Origin of the sequence: Mycobacterium sp. G7A2 (assembly GCF_041902445.1) — a bacterium.
In the GTDB taxonomy this organism is placed as follows: Bacteria; Actinomycetota; Actinomycetes; order Mycobacteriales; family Mycobacteriaceae; genus Mycobacterium.
In genome coordinates this window covers 3,903,380-3,921,663 of record NZ_CP169251.1, presented here as the reverse complement: position 1 = coordinate 3,921,663, position 18,284 = coordinate 3,903,380, and the positions used below count along the sequence as shown (strand labels likewise).

Genomic DNA, 18,284 nt, shown 5'->3' with positions numbered 1-18,284 from the left:
CCGGGCACCAGGGTATCGCCCGGATACCCACTTTGCGCTGGGGCGACGACTGTGGTCATGGACACGCAATGGCCCGGTGCCCGGTCACCGCGACGCCGGATTTCGGGGATCGGGGCTGCGTCTGGCACAATTGGGCAGTTGTCTGTGCACGGCCGGAGACGACGCAGCGCGATCTACGCGGTGATGTCGCTTCGCCGCAGGACTCGCCCCAGACGCCCGAACACACCATCGGCTCGGCATGCGCCCCTCGAGGCGTCTGCCACGAGCCGCCAACAACGAGGAAGTGCCACCGATGAACACCCTGGATTTCGTCGACCAGACGTCGTTGCGTGACGATGTCCCGGAGTTCGGCCCCGGCGACACCGTCAACGTCCACGTGAAGGTCATCGAGGGCTCCAAGGAGCGCATCCAGGTCTTCAAAGGTGTCGTGATCCGGCGCCAGGGTGGCGGGATCCGTGAGACGTTCACGGTCCGCAAGGAGAGCTACGGCGTCGGCGTCGAGCGCACGTTCCCGGTGCACTCGCCCAACATCGACCACATCGACGTCGTCACCCGCGGTGACGTCCGGCGTGCCAAGCTCTACTACCTGCGCGAGCTGCGCGGCAAGAAGGCCAAGATCAAGGAAAAGCGCTGACTCTGACCGGGCGTGCCGACATGCTCGGCACCCTGGCTACGCTGATTCCGTGACCGGACCTTCCGTACCCGACGACTCGCCCGAGCGCACGATCGAGAACCCCGATTCCGAGCACCCCGCCGATACGGCGGACCCGGACGCTGAGGCCGAGCAGGAATCCGGCAAGAAGAAGCGTGGCGCGCTGCGCGAGTTCGCGATCCTGGTCAGCATCGCGCTGGTGCTGTACTACGTGATGTTGACGTTCATCGCGCGGCCCTACCTGATCCCGTCGGAATCCATGGAGCCCACGCTGCACGGCTGTAACGGCTGCGTCGGCGATCGCATCATGGTCGACAAGCTCAGCTACCGGTTCGGCTCCCCGCAACCGGGCGACGTCGTCGTCTTCAAGGGCCCGCCGAACTGGAGCATCGGCTATCAGTCGATCCGGTCGGACAACACCGCGATCCGGTATCTGCAGAACGCGCTGTCGTTCGTCGGGTTCGTGCCGCCGGACGAAAACGACCTGGTCAAGCGAGTCATCGCGGTCGGCGGGCAAACCGTGCAGTGCCGCGCCGACACCGGGCTGACCGTCGATGGTAAACGACTCGACGAGCCCTACCTGGACCCGACCACGATGATGGCCGACCCGGCGGTGTACCCGTGCCTGGGGCCGGAGTTCGGACCGGTCACGGTGCCGGAGAACCGACTGTGGGTGATGGGCGACAATCGCACCCACTCGGCGGATTCGCGCACGCACTGTGCCAACGTGCCCGCCGACGCCCAACGCGGTCTGATGTGCACCGGCGACCCCACGCCCGGGACCATCCCGGTGGACAATGTGATCGGAAAAGCACAGTTCATCGCGTGGCCGCCCGGTCGCTGGGGTGGCGTGAACTCGGTGAACCCGCAGACCTGACAGGAGGCCCTGACACGTGCCGGCGTGGCCCCCGAGAATGGTGATCCGCAGATCATCGGGCCTGCGCACTCTGGAGTCCGCCCTGTACCGAGCGGGCCTGGGCCCGGTGGCCGGGGTCGACGAGGTGGGCCGCGGGGCGTGCGCGGGGCCGCTTGTCGTGGCGGCATGCGTGCTCGGTCCGAACCGGCTCGAAAGCCTCGCCGCGCTCGACGATTCCAAGAAGCTCAACGAGGCCGAGCGGGAGCGGCTGTTTCCCGTGATCAGGCGCTACGCGCTGGCGTATCACGTGGTGTTCATCCCCTCGGCGGAAGTGGATCGCCGCGGGGTGCACGTGGCCAACATCGAGGGAATGCGCCGGGCGGTGGCGGGGTTGTCGGTGCGGCCGGGCTACGTCCTGTCCGACGGGTTTCGGGTACCGGGTCTGCCGGTGCCGTCGCTCCCCGTGATCAGTGGTGATGCCGCGGCGGCATGCATCGCCGCGGCCAGCGTGCTGGCCAAGGTCAGCCGGGACCGGTTGATGGTCGCGATGGATGACGAACATCCCGGCTACGGATTCGCCGAGCACAAGGGATACAGCACGCGAGCGCACAGCGCCGCGCTGAACAGGCTGGGGCCGTCGCGCCAGCACCGCTATTCGTTCATCAATGTGCGGCGGTTGGTCGGAAACGGGGAACCCAGGGCGCATGCAGAACTGGACTGCGAGAGGATGCCTGAGGACATGCCGCGCAACGGCGAACTACACGAAGGACAGCTGAGTCGATGAGTGCCGAAGATCTCGAAAAGTACGAAACCGAGATGGAGCTCTCGCTGTACCGCGAGTACAAGGACATCGTCGGGCAGTTCAGCTATGTCGTCGAAACGGAGCGGCGGTTCTACCTGGCCAACAGTGTGGAGATGGTGCCGCGCAACTCCGACGGTGAGGTCTACTTCGAGCTGCGACTCGGCGACGCGTGGGTGTGGGACATGTATCGACCTGCCCGTTTCGTCAAGCAGGTCCGGGTGATCACGTTCAAGGACGTCAACATCGAAGAGGTGGACAAGCCCGAGTTGCGGTTGCCGGAGTAGCCGCCTGACACACTGGTCGGGTGCGCACCACACCCCAGTGCTGGCTGACCGACATGGACGGCGTGCTCGTCCGCGAGGAACACGCGCTGCCCGGAGCGGCGGAGTTCCTGCAGACGCTCACCGAGCGTGAGCGGCCCTTCCTCGTCCTGACCAACAACTCGATCTTCACGCCGCGCGATCTGGCCGCCCGGCTGCTGCGCTCCGGGCTCGCGGTGCCCGAGGAGGCGATCTGGACCTCGGCGCTGGCGACCGCGACGTTTCTCGCCGACCAGCAGCCCGCCGGTTCGGCGTATGTGATCGGTGAGGCCGGCTTGACCACCGCGCTGCACGAGGCCGGCTACACGCTCACCGACACGTCACCCGACTTCGTCGTGCTCGGCGAAACCCGTACCTACTCGTTCGAGGCGATCACCAAGGCCGTGCGCCTCATCCTCGGCGGGGCGCGGTTCATCGCCACCAACCCCGATGTCAGCGGCCCTTCGGCCGAGGGACCGCTGCCGGCCACCGGGTCGGTGGCCGCGATGATCACCAAGGCCACCGGACGCGACCCGTACTTCGTCGGCAAGCCGAACCCGATGATGTTCCGCAGCGCCCTCAACCGGATCGAGGCGCATTCGGAGAGCACGGTCATGGTCGGCGACCGGATGGACACCGACGTGGTCGCCGGCATCGAGGCCGGCCTGGAGACGATCCTGGTGCTGACCGGGTCGACGACGATTGAGGACGTCGAGCGCTATCCGTTCCGGCCCAGCCGGGTACTGCCGTCCATCGCCGAGGCGATCGAGCTCATCTGATCTGTGCCGGTATCCACCGCAGCAGGGCGGGTACACCCCGACGATGAGCAGTACGACAATCCCCACCCTGGCCCTGAACAACGGCGTGCACATCCCCGCGATCGGGTTCGGCGTCTATCAGACCCCGCCCGAGCAGACGGTCGATGCCGTGGTGACCGCGCTGCAGACCGGATACCGCCACATCGACACCGCCGCGGTCTACGGCAACGAGCGTGAGGTCGGCGAGGCCATCCGACGGTCCGGTGTGAGCCGCGACGAGGTCTTCATCGAGACGAAGACCTGGATCACCGACTACGGCTACGACGCCGCGCTGCACGCCTTCGACAAGAGCGCAGGCAAGCTCGGTGTCGATCAGATCGACCTGCTCATCCTGCACCAGGCCTTGCCGGGGGAGTTCCACCTCACCGTGGCGGCCTACAACGCCCTGGAAAAGCTCTACGCCGACGGCAAGGTGCGTGCCATCGGGGTGTCGAACTTCATGCCGGCACATCTGCGCCGGCTGCTGGCCGAAACCGCCACCCCTCCCGCGGTCAACCAGATCGAGGTGCATCCGTACTTCCGCCAGTCCGAGCTGCTGGTCTTCGACAACTCGCACGGCATCCTCAATCAGGCCTGGTCGCCGATCGGCGGCATCACGTTCTATCGCGACGGCGCGCACACCTCGACGCTGGACAATCCGGTGATCGCCGACATCGCCGCCGCGCACACCAAGACTCCGGCGCAGGTGATGCTGCGCTGGCACCTGCAGCAGGGTCGACAGGTCATCCCCAAGTCAGTCACCCCGGCCCGCATCGCCGAGAACTTCGACGTCTTCGATTTCGAGCTGACCGCCGATCAGCTCACCGCGATCGACGGGTTGGACACCGGGGTCCGCGGCGGCCCCGACCCCGAGGACGTCACCCGTGAGAAATTCGGGGTGTCGATTCCCGAAGCCTGAACCACTGCCGTCGGACGCCGGCGCCGCTCCCTAGACTCGGTCCCCGTGACCGAATCAGTATCTGCTGAGGCTGACCCCACCCGCCCGCTGGCGGGGGTGCGCGTCGTCGAGATCTCCAGCTTCGTCGCCGTCCCCCTGGCGGGTATGACATTGGCGCAGCTCGGGGCGGACGTGCTGCGGGTCGACCCGATCGGCGGCGCCGCCGACTATCACCGGTGGCCGCTGACCGAATCCGGCGACAGCATCTACTGGGCCGGGCTGAACAAGGGCAAGCGGTCGCTGGCGGTGGACATGCGCGCCGAACAGGGGCGCCAACTCGTCGCGCAACTGATCGGTGACTGCGGAGTGTTCATCACCAACGTCGCTGGCCGGCAATGGCATTCCTACGAGACGCTACGGGCTGTGCGGCCGGATCTGATCCAGGTCGAGGTGTCCGGCCGCGCCGACGGCGGCACGGCCGTCGACTACACCGTCAACGCCGCCATCGGTTTCCCGCTGGTCACCGGGCCCGCCGAGCTTGCCGACCCGGTGAACCACGTGCTGCCGGCATGGGACGTCACCTGCGGTGTCTACTCGGCGCTGTCGGTGGTGACGGCGCTGCGGCACCGTGATGCCACCGGCCGCGGCCAGCACATCACCATCCCGCTGGAGAACGTCGCGCTGGCCACCGCCGGCAATCTGAGCCTGCTCACCGAGGCCATGGTCAACGGCACCTCGCGGCAGCGCATCGGCAACGCGGTCTACGGCACCTACGGCCAGAACTTCACCAGTCGCGACGGAGTCGCGTTCATGGTCGTCGCGCTGACCAGCCGGCACTTCCGTGACCTGACAGCGTTGACGGGAACCGCCGAATCTGTTGCGGCACTGGCAGATTCGCTCGGCGCTGACTTCTCCGACGAAGGGGACAGGTACCGCCACCGCGAGGCGTTGTCGGGACTGTTCGGCGAATGGTTCGGCGCCCACACCGGAGCCGAGATCGGCGCGGCGCTGTCGGCGTCCTCGGTGCTGTGGGAGCGGTACCAGACGTTCGCGGACACCGCCGCCGACGCCAAGGTGACCGCGAACCCGATGTTCACCGAACTGGACCAGCCCCGCGTGGGCCGGTACCTGGCCGCCGGTCTGCCGGTATCGATCGACGGGACCTATCCCGCCGCGGAGCCCGCTCCGGCGCTGGGTGAGGACAGTGCGAGGGTGCTGGGCGAGTGGCTGTCTCTCGACGGCGGTCAGATCGACGCGCTCTTCGCTGCCGGGGTGGTGGCGTGAGTGCACTGCTCGACCTGATCGAGGTGACCGACGCCGGGTCCGACACCTGGCGGGGACGGGCCAGCGGCCCGGCCGGCAAGCGCGCCTACGGCGGTCAGCTGATGGCCCAGAGCCTGGCCGCGGCCAGTCGAACGGTGGACCCGGTCAAGGCATTGACATCGGTGCATCTGCAGTTCCTGCGCGGCGGTGATGCCGGTGAGCCGGTCGACTACCGCGTCGAGGCCGTGTTCGACGGGCGTACCGCGGCGTCGCGCAGGGTCGAAGGACGCCAGGGGGATCGGTTGCTCACCACGGCATCTGTGTCGTTCGCCGCCGCGCTGCCAGGCCCGGAGCACGGCCACCGGGCACTACCCGGTGACCCGGCCGAGCTGGCGCCGACCGGACCGCCGGGACCGGCCCCGTCGTTGCCGCTCGACGAGCTCGACATCCGCTTCGCCGACGTGGCCGATGACGACGGGTTCGTCAGGCGGCTGTGGTGGCGGGCCACCGTCGAGGTGCCCGCCGATCCGCTCGTGCATCTGCTGGTGGCGGCCTACGTCACCGACATCTACCTCATCGACCCGGCTCTGCAGGTACACGGTCACTCGATGCGCTCACGCAGCCACCGCAGCGGTACCACCGATTCGTCGATCTGGTTCCACCGCCCCGTGTGCGCAGACCGGTGGAACCTGCTGGAATGCCGCTCGCCTGCGGGGGCACGGGGCCGCGCGGTGGTCACCGCGGATCTGCTCGGCGCGGACGGCGACCAGGTGGCCACCCTGGTGCAGGAGGGCCTGATCGCCGAGCGTGAACCGGCCGGGTGATCACATGCGGTTGTAGCGGCTGCGCACGAAGCTGTATCCGCCGTAGGCAGCCAGCCCGAGTGCGGCCAGGATCAGCAGGAACTTGCCGAACGGAGCCTGGCCGAGCGTCTTGACGGCCGCATCGATCCCGCTGGCCTTCGACGGGTCGGCCTGCAGTGTGGCGACGATGACGAGGATGCCGGCGCCACCCAGCACCACGCCTTTGGCCGTGTATCCGGCGACGCCGGTCGCCACGATCGCCGATCCGCCGGAAACCCGCAGCTCGTCGAGGAACTTCTGGGAGACACCCTTGTAGACGTGGTATCCGCCGATGGCCAACACGCCGATGCCTACGGCGATGAGCAGCGCCTTGCCCCAACCGGATTGCATCAGCTGCGCCGACATCCCGCTGTTCTGCCGGCTGTCGGATTGCCCGCTGCCCATGGCGAAGCGCGCGGCCGAGAAGGCGAGAGCGAAGCTGACGATGGCCAGGCCTGCGGCCTTGCCCCGCTTCCACCAGCCGCTGTCATCGCCGCTGCCGCCCTGTTCGCCGGGCCGTGATCCGATCACCGCTTCGGCGACACGCCACAGTCCCAACGCGGCCAACCCGATCGCGACGACCCAGAGCATGATCTTGCCCCCGGTCTGGCCCGCGAGCGTCGCCAGAGCCCCGGACTGGTCGGCGTTTCCGCCGCCGCCGAGCGCGATCCGCAACACGATGTAGGCAAGTAGCAGGTGCAGCACGCCGCTGGCGGCGAACCCCACCCGAGCGGTGTTCTCGAAGGCGCTGCTGTCGGTGGCACGGTCGGCGATGCCGTGCGCTGATCGGGGTGCGCTCTTGGTGCCCATCACGTCCTCCTGGTCGGCGATGGGTGGCTGGTACCCCCTTTTTGACGATGCCGAAACCGGTGCGTCACACCCACTGCACGAGTTGGACGATGACGCCGTTGGGGTCCTCGAACTGACAGAAACGCTCCCCCCACGGTTCCGTCTCGGGTTCGGTGACCACTTTGGCGCCGGCGGCGTGCAGGGCCCGGTATGCGGTGTCGACATCGTCGACGACGAACGCCAGCAACAGGCCGTCGCCGGCGGCTCCGGCGCGGTGCGCGGGCTTGAAGCTGGGGAGGCCGGTACGGAGGTAGACGATGTTCGGCCCACCGTCCGGGTGGGTCAGCGAGACGAACCCGTCGGCCTCCATGGCGACGGTGTGACCGACGTGGCGGCACAGGAAGTCCGCCGATGCCTGCGGGTCGGCGACGTTGAGCGAGATGGCTGTGGCCGAGACTTTCATGGACGCTCCTCTTTTCCGTATTGCGTACGGAAAATAGTATCCGTACTTTGTACGAAAATGCAATGACCGGGAGTGATCCGTGAACACCGTCGACCTGTTGTGGCGCCACGAACTGCCGGCCGCGCCCCGCCGCGGCCGACCGCCCAAACTGACCCACGACCAGGTGGTCTCCGCCGCCGTCGCGGTGGCCGACCGCATCGGCATCGCGTTCACGCTGCGTCACGTGGCGGAAGCCCTTGGCGTGCCGGTGATGTCGCTCTATTCGTATGTGGATGGCCGTGAGCAACTGCTGGAGCTCATGGTCGACGATTGTCGGGCGACGATGGCTGTCGGTGCTGTCCCCGGCGATGTCCTCGGTGATGGCGATGGTGATTGGCGCGCCCGGCTCACCGTGGTTGCGGCCGACAACCTCGCGCTGTTCGCTGACCATCCCTGGCTGGCCGACATCGAGTCGGAGCGCGCCGTTCTGGGTCCGGGGACACTCGCCAAGTACGAGCGGGAGCTCACCGCCGTCGAGTCGCTGGCCGTCGGTGATGTGGAAAAGGATGCGGCGCTGTCTCTGGTGCTGGACTTCACCCGGTCGGCGGCGCGCGCGTTGAGTCACGCCGCCCGGGAACGCGACGGCGAGACACCCGGAGACTGGTGGGACCGCGAGGGCGCGGAACTGGCCCGGCTCGGGGTGGCCGACCGATTTCCGCTGGCGTCTCGGATCGGCACGGCCGCCGGCCGGGCTCACGGTGCCGCGCACGACGCGCGCCACGCGTACCACTTCGGCCTGCAGGTCATCCTCGACGGTCTCGGCTGCACCGAATCGCGGTGAAGCCCCTCGCGCCTGGGGATGAACTCGCGATTTGGGATGAGCGCTGACGAACGCATCGTTTCTGTCGGGACCTGGATGCAGCGTGAGCGCATGACCACAACAGGAGACCGCGCCGAGATCGGGGCGCTCGGGGAACAACTCGCTGCCGACCATCTGGAGAGGCTCGGGCTGCGGATCGTGGCCCGCAATTGGCGGTGCCGGTACGGCGAACTTGATGTCATCGCCGCGGACGACGCGACCGCCACCGTGGTGTTCGTCGAAGTCAAGACACGCACCAGCGATCGTTTCGGTGGGGTGGAGCAGTCGGTGACCCCGGCCAAGGTTCGTCGGCTGCGGCGGCTGGCCGGGCTGTGGTTGTCCCAGCAGCGGACCGGCTGGGCGGCCGTGCGTATCGACGTCGTCACCGTCCGGATCGGGCGGCGGCGCACCCCCGAACTGATCCACCTGCAGGGGGTGGCGTGATGGCACTGGGCAGAGCATTCTCGGTAGCGGTGTGCGGGGTGGACGGTCAGATCGTCGAGATCGAGGCCGACATCGCGTCCGGTCTGCCGGGTGTCCACATGGTCGGCCTTCCCGACGCGGCCCTGCACGAGTCGCGGGACCGGGTTCGCGCCGCGATCACCAACTGCAAGTTCGAATGGCCGATGTCGCGGCTGACGTTGGCGTTGTCGCCGGCGACGTTGCCGAAGGCGGGCTCGATGTACGACCTCGCCCTGGCCACGGTCGTGTTGTCGGCACATGCGAAGAAATCGCCGCCGCGCCTGGAGAAGACGGTCCTGCTCGGCGAGCTCGCGCTCGACGGCCGGGTCCGGCCGGTCAACGGGGTGCTGCCCGCCGTCCTGGCTGCCCAACGGCAGGGCTGGCCCACGGTGGTGGTGCCCGTCGACAATCTCGCCGAGGCCAGCCTGATCGGGGGAGTCGAGGTGTTCGGCGTGCGGACGTTGCGTCAGTTATGGGGCTGGCTGGCCGGCAAGCGTGAACTCGATCCCCGCATCGACACGCCCGCGCCACCGTCCGATCCCGCCGCCGATCTGGCCGATGTGGTCGGTCAGCATCAAGCGCGCTACGCCATCGAGGTGGCTGCCGCGGGCGCGCACAACGTGATGATGACCGGGCCGCCCGGAATCGGCAAAACAATGCTGGCACAACGCCTTCCCGGACTCCTGCCGGATCTCTCTCAAGAGGAGTCTCTGGAGGTGACCGCCATCCACTCGGTGGCCGGTCTGCTCGCCGGTGATCGGCCGCTGATCACCCGACCGCCGTTCGTCGCGCCCCATCACACCTCGAGCGTGGTTGCGCTCGTCGGTGGCGGCGTCGGGATGGCGCGACCTGGTGCGGTCAGCCGTGCTCACCGCGGCGTGTTGTTTCTCGACGAATTCGCCGAGATCAACTCCGGAGCACTCGAGGCGCTGCGGACACCGCTCGAGGACGGTGAGATCTTCCTGGCTCGTCGCGACGGGGTGGCGCGCTACCCGTGCCGGTTCCAGTTGGTGCTGGCAGCCAACCTGTGTCCCTGCGCCCCGCCCGACCCTCGCGACTGCGTGTGCGGTGCGGCCGACAGGCGGCGATACCGCAGCCGTCTGTCGGGTCCGCTGCTCGACCGGGTGGACCTGCGCGTCGAGATGCACGCTTCACGGGCGGGCTCCTTCATCACCGAGGACGGAGAGTCGACCTCCGCCGTCCGAGAACGGGTCTGGGCGGCGCGACGGGCTGCCGAAGAACGTTGGCGTCCTTATGGATTCGCGACCAACGCAGAGGTGAGCGGCGCTCTGCTGCGACGCAGGTTCCGGCCCGGGGGTGAGGCGATGAAACCCATCCAGACAGCCGTAGACCGCGGGGCGTTGAGCATTCGGGGGATGGACCGGACGGTGCGCGTCGCGTGGACGCTGTGCGATCTCGGGGGCCGCACCGCACCCAACGTCGACGACGTCGCGCGCGCCCTGTCCTTCCGGCAGTCAGGAGCACACTGATGGACGCCGTCACCCGCAGGGCGTGGGCCTACCTGTCCCGGGTCGCCGAACCGCCCAACCCTCTTCTGGCGCAGCTGGTGTCCGCGGTCGGCGCGGTGGAGGCCGCCGACCGCATCCGTCGCCGCCACCCACATCTCGGTGAGCATTTGGCGCGCAGCACCCGCGCGCGGCACGAACTCGACTGCGCCGAGGCCGATCTCGACATCCTGGACGGGATGGGGGGACGACTGGTCACCGTGGACGACGACGAGTACCCCGGACTCGCCTTCACCGCATTCCCCCATGTCAAGGTCGACGACAAGCGGGCGCAGGCGCATGCCCCGCTGGTGCTGTGGACAGTCGGTCCGGCGTCGATGGTCGACGTCGCGGAACGATCAGCGGCTCTGGTCGGCACGCGGGCGGCGTCAGCCTACGGCGAGTACGTGGCCGGGGACCTGGCAGTCGGACTGGTGGAGCGCGACGTCGCGGTGGTCTCCGGCGGTGCCTACGGCATCGACGGTGCCGCGCATCGGGCCACACTCGCCGCCGACGGCGTGACGGTTGCGGTACTGGCCTGTGGCGTCGACGTCCCGTACCCGTCGGGACACTCTGCACTGTTCCACCGCATCAGCCGCAGCGGCCTGCTGGTCAGCGAGTATCCGCCCGGAATGCGGCCCACCCGGCGACAGTTCCTGTCCCGCAACCGCCTCGTCGCCGCGCTGGGCAGGGCCACGGTGGTCGTCGAGGCCGGGGTACGCAGCGGTGCGGCCAACACCGCGGCCTGGGCGGATGCGTTGGGTCGGATAGTGGGTGCGGTGCCCGGGCCGATCACCTCGGCGTCGTCAGTCGGTTGCCACGCGCTGATCGCCGGAGGCGACAAGGTGATCACCCGGGCGGCCGACATCGTGGAGCTGATCGGGCGGATGGGGGAGTTCGCCCCCGAACTGGAACGCCCGGTATCCGAGCTCGACGCCCTCACCGGCACCGAGCTCGCGGTGTACGAAGCGCTTCCACGCCGCGGTGGTCGCACGGTCGACGAGATCGCTGTCACAGCCGGCCTGCCGGTCACCGATGTGCTGGGGCCGTTGACCATGCTGGACGTACGTGGGCTGGTCACGCAGGTCGACGGCTGCTGGAAGCTGGCCAAACGCTAGGACCCTGCGACGCTGACCGCGCTCGTATAGTCGGGTGCAGACAACCCGACGCGCAGCAAAGGACATCAAGTGGCAGGACGTCCCGTGCACACCTTCGAAGTCGTGCGCACCGAGCAGCTCACCCCGCACGTCGTCCGCGTGGTGCTCGGCGGTGCGGGTGAAGGCACCGGCTTCGACACGTTCACCCCGAACGACTACACCGATGCCTACGTCAAGCTGGTCTTCGTCGACGACGATGTCGACGTGTCCGAACTGCCGCAGCCGTTGACGCTGGACAGCTTCACCGAGTTGCCCGCCAATCGGCGGCCCACCGTGCGCACCTACACCGTGCGCGACGCCGACCCGGAACGGCGCGAGCTCACCATCGACTTCGTCGTGCACGGCGAGCACGGTGTCGCCGGTCCGTGGGCCGCGTCCGCCGCCCCCGGGACAAGGATGTTCGTGATGGGCCCCAGCGGCGCCTACTCACCGGACCCCGCAGCCGACTGGCACCTGCTCGCCGGTGACGAAGCTGCCCTGCCGGCCATCAGCGTGGCGCTCGAGGCGCTGCCCGAGGATGCGGTGGGGAAGGTCTTCATCGAGGTGGCCGGCCCGGAGGACCAGGTCGAACTCGCGGCCCCGGCCGGAGTGGACGTGTTCTGGATCTACCGAGGCGGCCGCGCCGACCTGGTACCCGAGGACAACGCCGGCGACCACGCCCCGCTGATCGCCGCGGTCAAGGAGACTTCGTGGCTGCCCGGTCAGGTGCAGGTCTTCATCCACGGTGAGGCGCAGGCCGTCATGCACAACCTGCGTCCCTACATCCGCAAGGAACGCGGCGTCGACGCCAAGTGGGCGTCCTCGATCTCGGGGTACTGGCGCCGTGGCCGCACCGAGGAGACGTTCCGGCAGTGGAAGAAGGAACTCGCCGAAGCGGAGTCGAAATAGCCCTGTCGCAGCGAGAGCCGATGGCACGCTGGGCCCATGACATTCGGTAACTACCAGCTCGAAATCTACCTGCAGGGCCTGTCCGGGATACTGCCGACGCTTCCGATGGACTACGCGGGCTGGGAAGCCAAGGCCGAGGTCGCCATGCCCCCGTCCATCTGGTCCTACGTGGCGGGCGGCGCCGGCGACGAGAACACCCAGCGCGCCAACCGAACCGCATTCGACCGGTGGGGGCTGATGCCGCGCATGCTGGTCGGCGCCACCGAGCGAGACCTGAGCGTCGAACTGTTCGGCATGACGCTGCCCTCACCGTTGTTCATGGCGCCCGTCGGCGTCATCGGGTTGTGCGCGCAGAACGGTCACGGCGATCTGGTCGCCGCCCGGGCCGCCGCCAGGACCGGCATCCCGATGGCCGTCTCCACCCTCACCGAGGATCCACTCGAGGACGTCGCCGCCGAATTCGGTGACACGCCAGGCTTTTTCCAGCTCTACACGCCGACCGACCGCGAACTGGCCGCCAGCCTCGTCTCGCGCGCGGAAGCCGCCGGGTACAAAGCCATCATCGTCACCCTCGACACCTGGATCCCCGGTTGGCGTCCCCGCGACCTGACGATGTCGAACTTCCCGCAGCTGCGCGGACGGTGCCTGGCGAACTACCTCAGCGACCCGGTGTTCCGCGCCTCGCTCGCCCAGCCGCCCGAAGAAAACATGCAGGCCGCTGTCCTGCAGTGGGTGCAGCTCTTCGGCAATCCTCTGACGTGGGACGATCTGCCCTGGCTGCGGTCGCTGACCGATCTGCCGCTGATCCTCAAAGGGCTCTGCCACCCCGACGACGTCCGGCGTGCCCGCGACGGCGGCGTCGACGGCATCTACTGCTCCACCCACGGCGGTCGGCAGGCCAACGGGGGGCTGCCCGCGCTCGACTGCCTGCCCGGCGTGGTCGAGGCCGCCGACGGGATGCCCGTGCTGTTCGACTCGGGTATTCGCAGCGGCACCGACATCGTCAAAGCACTCGCCCTCGGCGCCACCGCGGTGGGTGTCGGTCGTCCCTATACCTACGGGTTGGCGATCGGGGGCGAGGACGGACTCGTGCACGTCCTGCGCTCGCTGCTGGCCGAGGCCGACCTGACGATGGCCGTCGACGGCTACCCGACACTGGCCGACTTGACCCCCGACGTGCTGCGGCGCGTCACATGACCGCGACCCGCGCGGTCTGCCACCGTAGGGGAGTGCAGGACGTTCTCGAGCAGTTCGACGAGTACCTCGCCCTGCAGCGGGGGCGCTCCGAGCACACCCGGCGCGCCTACCTCGGTGACCTGCGCTCCCTGTTCGCGTTTCTCGCCGACCGTAAACCCGGTGCCGGGCTCGACGAGCTCAGCCTGCCGGTGCTGCGGTCCTGGCTCGCCGCCCAGGCGGCATCCGGGACCGCCCGCGCGACGCTGGCCCGCCGCACCTCGGCGGTCAAGACGTTCACCGCGTGGGCACAACGCCGGGGTCTGCTGACAGACGACCCCGCGACCCGGCTGCAGGTGCCCAAAGCGGGCCGCACGCTGCCGTCGGTGTTACGCGCCGACCAGGCGACCGACGCCATGAACGCCGCGGAATCCGGTGCCCAGCAGGGTGATCCGCTGGCGCTGCGGGACCGCCTGATCGTCGAGATGCTCTACGCCACCGGCATCCGGGTCAGTGAACTGTGCGGCCTGGACATCGACGACGTCGACCGCTCCCGGCGCGTGCTGCGGGTGCTCGGCAAGGGCAACAAGCAGCGGACCGTGCCCTATGGGCAGCCGGCGCACGACGCGTTGTCGGCGTGGCTGACCACCGGGCGACCGGCCCTGGCCACCGCCGAGTCGGGTCCGGCACTGCTGCTCGGGGCCCGCGGCCGGCGACTGGACCCGAGGCAGGCGCGCACCGTGGTGCATCAGACGATGTCTGCCGTACCCGGCGCGCCCGACATCGGGCCGCACGGATTGCGGCACAGCGCCGCGACGCACCTGCTGGAGGGCGGCGCCGACCTGCGCGTCGTTCAAGAGCTGCTGGGCCACTCCACTCTGGCCACGACGCAGCTCTACACCCATGTCACCGTCGCCCGTTTGCGGGCCGTCCACGACCAGGCCCACCCACGCGCGTGACCCTCGGCGAGAGCGCATACCCGGTAGCCGCCAGGTGCTCGGCGCGACCGGGTGCGCACCCTCGGCGACGGGTGGCCGCGTTCGCCACCGGCGTCCTCGTCGCCCTCTTGCTCGTCACGTCGTGCGCCAACGGCACACCGCCGGAGGGGGAGCAGCGCCGTCCTTCGACAGGGACGGCCTCGACGTCGCTGACTCTCGACGACGAGCCGTGGTGGCCGGTCGGCCTCAACGCCTACCAGCTGGGCACCGATTGGCGGGTCAACACGGGGTGCGGGGCGCAGGTGGATCTCGACGACTACTTCGCCCGGCTGCCGCCCAACACCCTGACCCGGTTCAACGCCTACTCCAGCATGGCGGTCGACGAGGACACCGGCGAACTCGACTTCGGTCCGCTCGACGCGGTCTTCGACGCCGCCGAGCGGCACGGGCAACTGCTCAACGCCGTCCTGGCCAACAGCGAAGGTTCCTGTGAGGGAGGCGAATTCAAGGGGCACGGCTGGTTCGCGGGTCAGTGGCGCACGCGGGTGCTGCCGGGCGAGCCGATGTCGTACGGCGCCTGGGTCGACACGGCGGTCCGGCGTTGGCGGGACTCGGCTGCGGCGGCGGCCTGGACTCCGGTGGGGGAACCGGAGCCGTCGATCTGTGCGGCGCAGGGGTGCGACTGGCAGGCCAGGGTCTGTCCCGCGGATGCGGCAGCCGTGGTGCGCGCCTTCGTCGACGAAGTCGGCGAACGCATCCGTGCGCTGGATCCGGACGCGCTGATCTGGGAGGGCAGAGCAGGCGGCGGCCAGTGTGGATCGGCGGGCGACGACTACGCCTATGTCGGCGCCTCACCTGGCGTCGACGTCTTGGAGTACCACGATTACGAAGTCGGCCGTGAACTGCCCGGCGACCCGGTCAGCGGGCTCGGCCGCCGGCTCGCGCAGGCCCGCGCGTTGGACAAGCCGCTCGTCATCGCCGAACTCGGGGTGCATGCCGGAACCTGCCTGCCGGCCACCGAACGCCGGGAGCTGGTCTCGCGATCCGTTGCGCAACTGCGCGCTGCCGGCGCCGCCGGTGTGCTGTTCTGGGCATTCGTCCCTGATCCGCGCGCCGACCAGTGCACCTACGACATCGGGCCCGAGGGTCCGCTGATGACACTCGTCGGGCGGTGAGGCGGTCTCATCGAACCGGCTTGAGCCGGATCGGGGTCTCGGCGACCAGGCCGAGCGGATCGACATAGTCGGCCCGCGCCGCCGGACCCCACATCGCGCCCCAGTGCAGACAGGCTTGTGTGGCGCAGCCCACGTGGCCGGCGACGACCGCGCCGATCGTCGTGGCGGCGTCGACGGCCTGCCCGCGCCGCACCGCCGGTCGGACCGGCTCGTAGGTGGTGCGCAGCCCGCCGGGGTGGGCAATCGATATCAACGGCCGCCCCGCCAGGTACCCGGCGAACACGACCGTGCCCGCGGCAGCGGCGTAGACCGGCTGACCCGCCTGTGCCGCCAGATCCACACCGCGATGCCCCGGCTGCCAGTTCGGCGCCGGCGCGTCGAACGCGCGCACCACGGCCGGCCGGGGCCGTAGCGGCCACCCGAGCCGCCCGCCGTCACCCCACGCGGGGGCCACACCCAGCGCCGTCAGGGCGACGAACACGGCGATCAGTCGCATCCGAGCAGTTCAGCGCGTTCACCGTCGCCGGCGCCAGGCCCCACGGCCCGGCCTGTGGACAACCTGCAGGCCCTGTTCAGCGGTGGTCAAAGCACCCTGTTACACGGTGTAAACTGCTAACCGCAGCTCGCATCTGCGAGCTGACTTCGCGCGTCTGCGACACGGCCCCACTGGTCCGTTACCTCGCATGCCGGGCGGTCCCGTCCCCAGGTCGGGTCCGGCATCGAAGCAGTCGCCAGGGTCCGGCTCACCCCGATGCCGGACGACAACCGACAACTGAAGGTAAAGCACAACCATGGCTGTTGTAACCATGAAGCAGCTGCTCGACAGCGGCACCCACTTCGGGCACCAGACCCGTCGCTGGAATCCCAAGATGAAGCGGTTCATCTTCACCGACCGCAACGGCATCTACATCATCGACCTGCAGCAGACGCTGACCTACATCGACAAGGCCTACGAGTTCGTCAAGGAGACGGTCGCGCACGGCGGGTCGATCATGTTCGTCGGCACCAAGAAGCAGGCCCAGGAGTCCATCGCCGAAGAAGCCACCCGCGTCGGCATGCCGTACGTCAACCAGCGCTGGCTCGGCGGCATGCTCACCAACTTCTCCACCGTGCACAAGCGGCTGCAGCGGCTCAAGGAGCTCGAGGCGATGGAGCAGACCGGTGGCTTCGAGGGTCGCACCAAGAAGGAAATCCTGATGCTGACCCGCGAGAAGAACAAGCTCGAGCGCAGCCTCGGCGGTATCCGGGACATGCAGAAGGTCCCGTCGGCGATCTGGGTCGTCGACACCAACAAAGAGCACCTCGCGGTCGCGGAAGCGCGCAAGCTCAACATCCCGATCATCGCGATCCTCGACACCAACTGCGACCCGGACCTCGTCGACTACCCGATCCCGGGCAACGACGACGCCATCCGGTCGGCCGCGCTGCTGACCAAGGTGGTGGCCTCCGCGGTGGCCGAGGGTCTGCAGGCTCGGGCCGGCGGTGGCGCCGACAAGGCCGAAGCCGGTCAGGATGGGGCGGCCGCCGAACCGCTGGCCGAGTGGGAGCAGGAGCTGCTCGCGGGCGCGACCACGTCTGCCCCCGAGACCGCGGCGGACGGGGCCCCGACCACCTCTTAATTCGAACCTCGTCGACGAAAGGCTGAAATGGCTAACTACACCGCTGCCGACGTCAAGCGCCTCCGGGAGCTGACCGGTGCCGGAATGATGGACTCGAAGAACGCGCTCGTCGAGGCCGACGGCGACTTCGACAAGGCCGTCGAACTCCTGCGCATCAAGGGCGCCAAGGATGTCGGCAAGCGCGCTGAGCGCGCCACTGCCGAAGGTCTGGTGGCGGCCAAGGACGGCGCCCTGATCGAGCTGAACTCGGAGACCGACTTCGTCGCCAAGAACGCGGAGTTCCAGGGGGTCGCCGACCAGATCGTCGCGGCCGCCGCCGCGGCCAAGGCCACCGACCTGGACGCGCTCAAGGCGGCCAAAGTGGGGGACACCACCGTCGAGCAGACCATCGCCGACCTGTCGGCGAAGATCGGCGAGAAGCTCGAACTGCGTCGCGTGGCCTATTTCGACGGCACGGTCGAGACGTACCTGCACAAGCGGGCTGCCGATCTGCCGCCGGCCGTGGGTGTGCTCGTGGAGTACCAGGGCTCGGACAAGGAGGCGGCGCATGCCGTCGCTCTGCAGATCGCGGCGCTGAAGGCCCGCTACCTCACCCGTGAGGACGTGCCGGAAGACATCGTCGCCAACGAGCGCCGCATCGCCGAGGAGACGGCCCGCAACGAAGGCAAGCCGGAGCAGGCGCTGCCGAAGATCGTCGAAGGCCGGGTGAACGGCTTCTACAAGGACGTCGTGCTGCTCGACCAGCCGTCGGTATCCGACAACAAGAAGACCGTCAAGGCGCTGCTCGACGAGGCCGGCGTGACCGTGACGCGGTTCGTGCGCTTCGAGGTCGGTCAGGCCTGACGCGCTCGCCGAGGCGTCCGGCCCA

General features: G+C 68.8%; 21 protein-coding genes. 18 read left to right on the top strand and 3 right to left on the bottom strand.

Translation table 11 applies throughout. From position 1 onward, the window contains the following. Positions 1-292: 292 nt before the first annotated feature. The 8 genes from rplS (at position 293) to ACEWX3_RS18635 (ending at position 6,391) form a co-directional block, all read left to right on the top strand. Positions 293-634 carry a 50S ribosomal protein L19 gene (gene rplS, locus ACEWX3_RS18670; protein ID WP_043407602.1) on the top strand — a complete coding sequence of 114 codons (342 nt, stop codon included), beginning with the start codon at positions 293-295 and terminating at the stop codon, positions 632-634. 91 nt (positions 635-725) lie between these two features. After that, positions 726-1,529, top strand: coding sequence for a signal peptidase I (gene lepB, locus ACEWX3_RS18665; RefSeq protein WP_374159892.1), 804 nt, complete (start codon positions 726-728; stop codon positions 1,527-1,529). A 37-nt stretch (positions 1,530-1,566) separates the two neighbouring features. Further along, positions 1,567-2,292, top strand: a complete 726-nt coding sequence (locus ACEWX3_RS18660) for a ribonuclease HII (RefSeq protein ID WP_374157300.1) — start codon at positions 1,567-1,569, stop codon at positions 2,290-2,292. Continuing rightward, positions 2,289-2,594: a DUF2469 domain-containing protein gene (locus tag ACEWX3_RS18655; protein ID WP_152516630.1), complete on the top strand. Its 306-nt coding sequence runs from the start codon at positions 2,289-2,291 to the stop codon at positions 2,592-2,594. The genes ACEWX3_RS18660 and ACEWX3_RS18655 overlap by 4 nt, the downstream gene beginning before the upstream one ends. A 20-nt stretch (positions 2,595-2,614) precedes the next feature. Beyond that, positions 2,615-3,388, top strand: coding sequence for an HAD-IIA family hydrolase (locus tag ACEWX3_RS18650; protein ID WP_374157299.1), 774 nt, complete (start codon positions 2,615-2,617; stop codon positions 3,386-3,388). A gap of 43 nt (positions 3,389-3,431) precedes the next feature. Next, positions 3,432-4,325 (top strand): aldo/keto reductase, encoded by an 894-nt coding sequence (locus ACEWX3_RS18645; RefSeq protein WP_374157298.1) that lies wholly within the window; start codon positions 3,432-3,434, stop codon positions 4,323-4,325. A 45-nt stretch (positions 4,326-4,370) separates the two neighbouring features. Further along, complete coding sequence (locus ACEWX3_RS18640; protein ID WP_374157297.1) at positions 4,371-5,588, top strand: CoA transferase; 1,218 nt, start codon at positions 4,371-4,373, stop codon at positions 5,586-5,588. Next, positions 5,585-6,391 (top strand): acyl-CoA thioesterase, encoded by an 807-nt coding sequence (locus tag ACEWX3_RS18635; protein WP_374157296.1) that lies wholly within the window; start codon positions 5,585-5,587, stop codon positions 6,389-6,391. Before ACEWX3_RS18640 ends, ACEWX3_RS18635 begins: the two co-directional genes overlap by 4 nt. Here the strand turns inward: ACEWX3_RS18635 and ACEWX3_RS18630 are convergent, their stop codons facing one another. Both ACEWX3_RS18630 and ACEWX3_RS18625 read right to left on the bottom strand, forming a co-directional pair. Further along, entirely contained in the window at positions 6,392-7,219 is an 828-nt protein-coding gene (locus ACEWX3_RS18630; protein WP_374157295.1) for a DUF1206 domain-containing protein, read from the bottom strand. It lies immediately after the preceding gene. Between the two features lie 64 nt (positions 7,220-7,283). Next, the gene (locus ACEWX3_RS18625) at positions 7,284-7,661 is read right to left on the bottom strand and encodes a VOC family protein (RefSeq protein ID WP_374157294.1); all 378 of its coding nucleotides are present in this window, start codon (positions 7,659-7,661) and stop codon (positions 7,284-7,286) included. Between the two features lie 79 nt (positions 7,662-7,740). Here ACEWX3_RS18625 and ACEWX3_RS18620 point away from each other — a divergent pair, with 79 nt between their 5' ends. The 8 genes from ACEWX3_RS18620 to ACEWX3_RS18585 all read left to right on the top strand — a co-directional run bounded on the left by ACEWX3_RS18620 (position 7,741) and on the right by ACEWX3_RS18585 (position 15,797). Then, complete coding sequence (locus ACEWX3_RS18620; RefSeq protein WP_374157293.1) at positions 7,741-8,481, top strand: TetR/AcrR family transcriptional regulator C-terminal domain-containing protein; 741 nt, start codon at positions 7,741-7,743, stop codon at positions 8,479-8,481. A 90-nt stretch (positions 8,482-8,571) separates the two neighbouring features. Then, a complete protein-coding gene (locus ACEWX3_RS18615; RefSeq protein WP_374157292.1) occupies positions 8,572-8,943 on the top strand; it encodes a YraN family protein in 372 nt (123 codons plus the stop codon). Beyond that, positions 8,943-10,451 (top strand): YifB family Mg chelatase-like AAA ATPase, encoded by a 1,509-nt coding sequence (locus tag ACEWX3_RS18610; protein ID WP_207067508.1) that lies wholly within the window; start codon positions 8,943-8,945, stop codon positions 10,449-10,451. Before ACEWX3_RS18615 ends, ACEWX3_RS18610 begins: the two co-directional genes overlap by 1 nt. Then, on the top strand, positions 10,451-11,584 hold the full coding sequence (gene dprA / locus ACEWX3_RS18605; RefSeq protein WP_374157291.1) for a DNA-processing protein DprA: 1,134 nt from the start codon (positions 10,451-10,453) through the stop codon (positions 11,582-11,584). The genes ACEWX3_RS18610 and dprA overlap by 1 nt, the downstream gene beginning before the upstream one ends. A 69-nt stretch (positions 11,585-11,653) precedes the next feature. After that, positions 11,654-12,511, top strand: a complete 858-nt coding sequence (locus tag ACEWX3_RS18600) for a siderophore-interacting protein (protein WP_207067510.1) — start codon at positions 11,654-11,656, stop codon at positions 12,509-12,511. A 36-nt stretch (positions 12,512-12,547) separates the two neighbouring features. Then, positions 12,548-13,708 (top strand): lactate 2-monooxygenase, encoded by a 1,161-nt coding sequence (locus ACEWX3_RS18595; RefSeq protein WP_207067511.1) that lies wholly within the window; start codon positions 12,548-12,550, stop codon positions 13,706-13,708. After that, positions 13,705-14,643 carry a tyrosine recombinase XerC gene (locus tag ACEWX3_RS18590; protein WP_374157290.1) on the top strand — a complete coding sequence of 313 codons (939 nt, stop codon included), beginning with the start codon at positions 13,705-13,707 and terminating at the stop codon, positions 14,641-14,643. The genes ACEWX3_RS18595 and ACEWX3_RS18590 overlap by 4 nt, the downstream gene beginning before the upstream one ends. Before the next feature lie 71 nt (positions 14,644-14,714). Further along, complete coding sequence (locus ACEWX3_RS18585; protein WP_374157289.1) at positions 14,715-15,797, top strand: beta-mannosidase; 1,083 nt, start codon at positions 14,715-14,717, stop codon at positions 15,795-15,797. 7 nt (positions 15,798-15,804) lie between these two features. Here ACEWX3_RS18585 and ACEWX3_RS18580 read toward each other — a convergent pair whose 3' ends face one another. Then, positions 15,805-16,293 (bottom strand): M23 family metallopeptidase, encoded by a 489-nt coding sequence (locus ACEWX3_RS18580; protein WP_207067514.1) that lies wholly within the window; start codon positions 16,291-16,293, stop codon positions 15,805-15,807. 295 nt (positions 16,294-16,588) lie between these two features. Between ACEWX3_RS18580 and rpsB the strand changes: the two genes are divergently transcribed. Then, positions 16,589-17,416 carry a 30S ribosomal protein S2 gene (rpsB, locus tag ACEWX3_RS18575; RefSeq protein ID WP_207067515.1) on the top strand — a complete coding sequence of 276 codons (828 nt, stop codon included), beginning with the start codon at positions 16,589-16,591 and terminating at the stop codon, positions 17,414-17,416. Positions 17,417-17,443: 27 nt separating this feature from the next. Next, positions 17,444-18,259, top strand: coding sequence for a translation elongation factor Ts (tsf, locus tag ACEWX3_RS18570; RefSeq protein ID WP_207067516.1), 816 nt, complete (start codon positions 17,444-17,446; stop codon positions 18,257-18,259). Positions 18,260-18,284: the final 25 nt, after the last annotated feature.

Excerpts from the sequence above, each read along its gene's own strand:
- ACEWX3_RS18625 (WP_374157294.1), bottom strand. The coding sequence starts at position 7,661 with ATGAAAGTCTCGGCCACAGCCATCTCGCTCAACGTCGCCGACCCGCAG.
- ACEWX3_RS18610 (WP_207067508.1), top strand. The coding sequence starts at position 8,943 with ATGGCACTGGGCAGAGCATTCTCGGTAGCGGTGTGCGGGGTGGACGGT.
- tsf (WP_207067516.1), top strand. The coding sequence starts at position 17,444 with ATGGCTAACTACACCGCTGCCGACGTCAAGCGCCTCCGGGAGCTGACC.
- rplS (WP_043407602.1), top strand. The coding sequence starts at position 293 with ATGAACACCCTGGATTTCGTCGACCAGACGTCGTTGCGTGACGATGTC.
- ACEWX3_RS18660 (WP_374157300.1), top strand. The coding sequence starts at position 1,567 with ATGGTGATCCGCAGATCATCGGGCCTGCGCACTCTGGAGTCCGCCCTG.
- ACEWX3_RS18655 (WP_152516630.1), top strand. The coding sequence starts at position 2,289 with ATGAGTGCCGAAGATCTCGAAAAGTACGAAACCGAGATGGAGCTCTCG.
- ACEWX3_RS18645 (WP_374157298.1), top strand. The coding sequence starts at position 3,432 with ATGAGCAGTACGACAATCCCCACCCTGGCCCTGAACAACGGCGTGCAC.
- ACEWX3_RS18590 (WP_374157290.1), top strand. The coding sequence starts at position 13,705 with ATGACCGCGACCCGCGCGGTCTGCCACCGTAGGGGAGTGCAGGACGTT.
- ACEWX3_RS18615 (WP_374157292.1), top strand. The coding sequence starts at position 8,572 with ATGACCACAACAGGAGACCGCGCCGAGATCGGGGCGCTCGGGGAACAA.
- dprA (WP_374157291.1), top strand. The coding sequence starts at position 10,451 with ATGGACGCCGTCACCCGCAGGGCGTGGGCCTACCTGTCCCGGGTCGCC.
- rpsB (WP_207067515.1), top strand. The coding sequence starts at position 16,589 with ATGGCTGTTGTAACCATGAAGCAGCTGCTCGACAGCGGCACCCACTTC.
- ACEWX3_RS18630 (WP_374157295.1), bottom strand. The coding sequence starts at position 7,219 with ATGGGCACCAAGAGCGCACCCCGATCAGCGCACGGCATCGCCGACCGT.
- ACEWX3_RS18595 (WP_207067511.1), top strand. The coding sequence starts at position 12,548 with ATGACATTCGGTAACTACCAGCTCGAAATCTACCTGCAGGGCCTGTCC.
- ACEWX3_RS18580 (WP_207067514.1), bottom strand. The coding sequence starts at position 16,293 with ATGCGACTGATCGCCGTGTTCGTCGCCCTGACGGCGCTGGGTGTGGCC.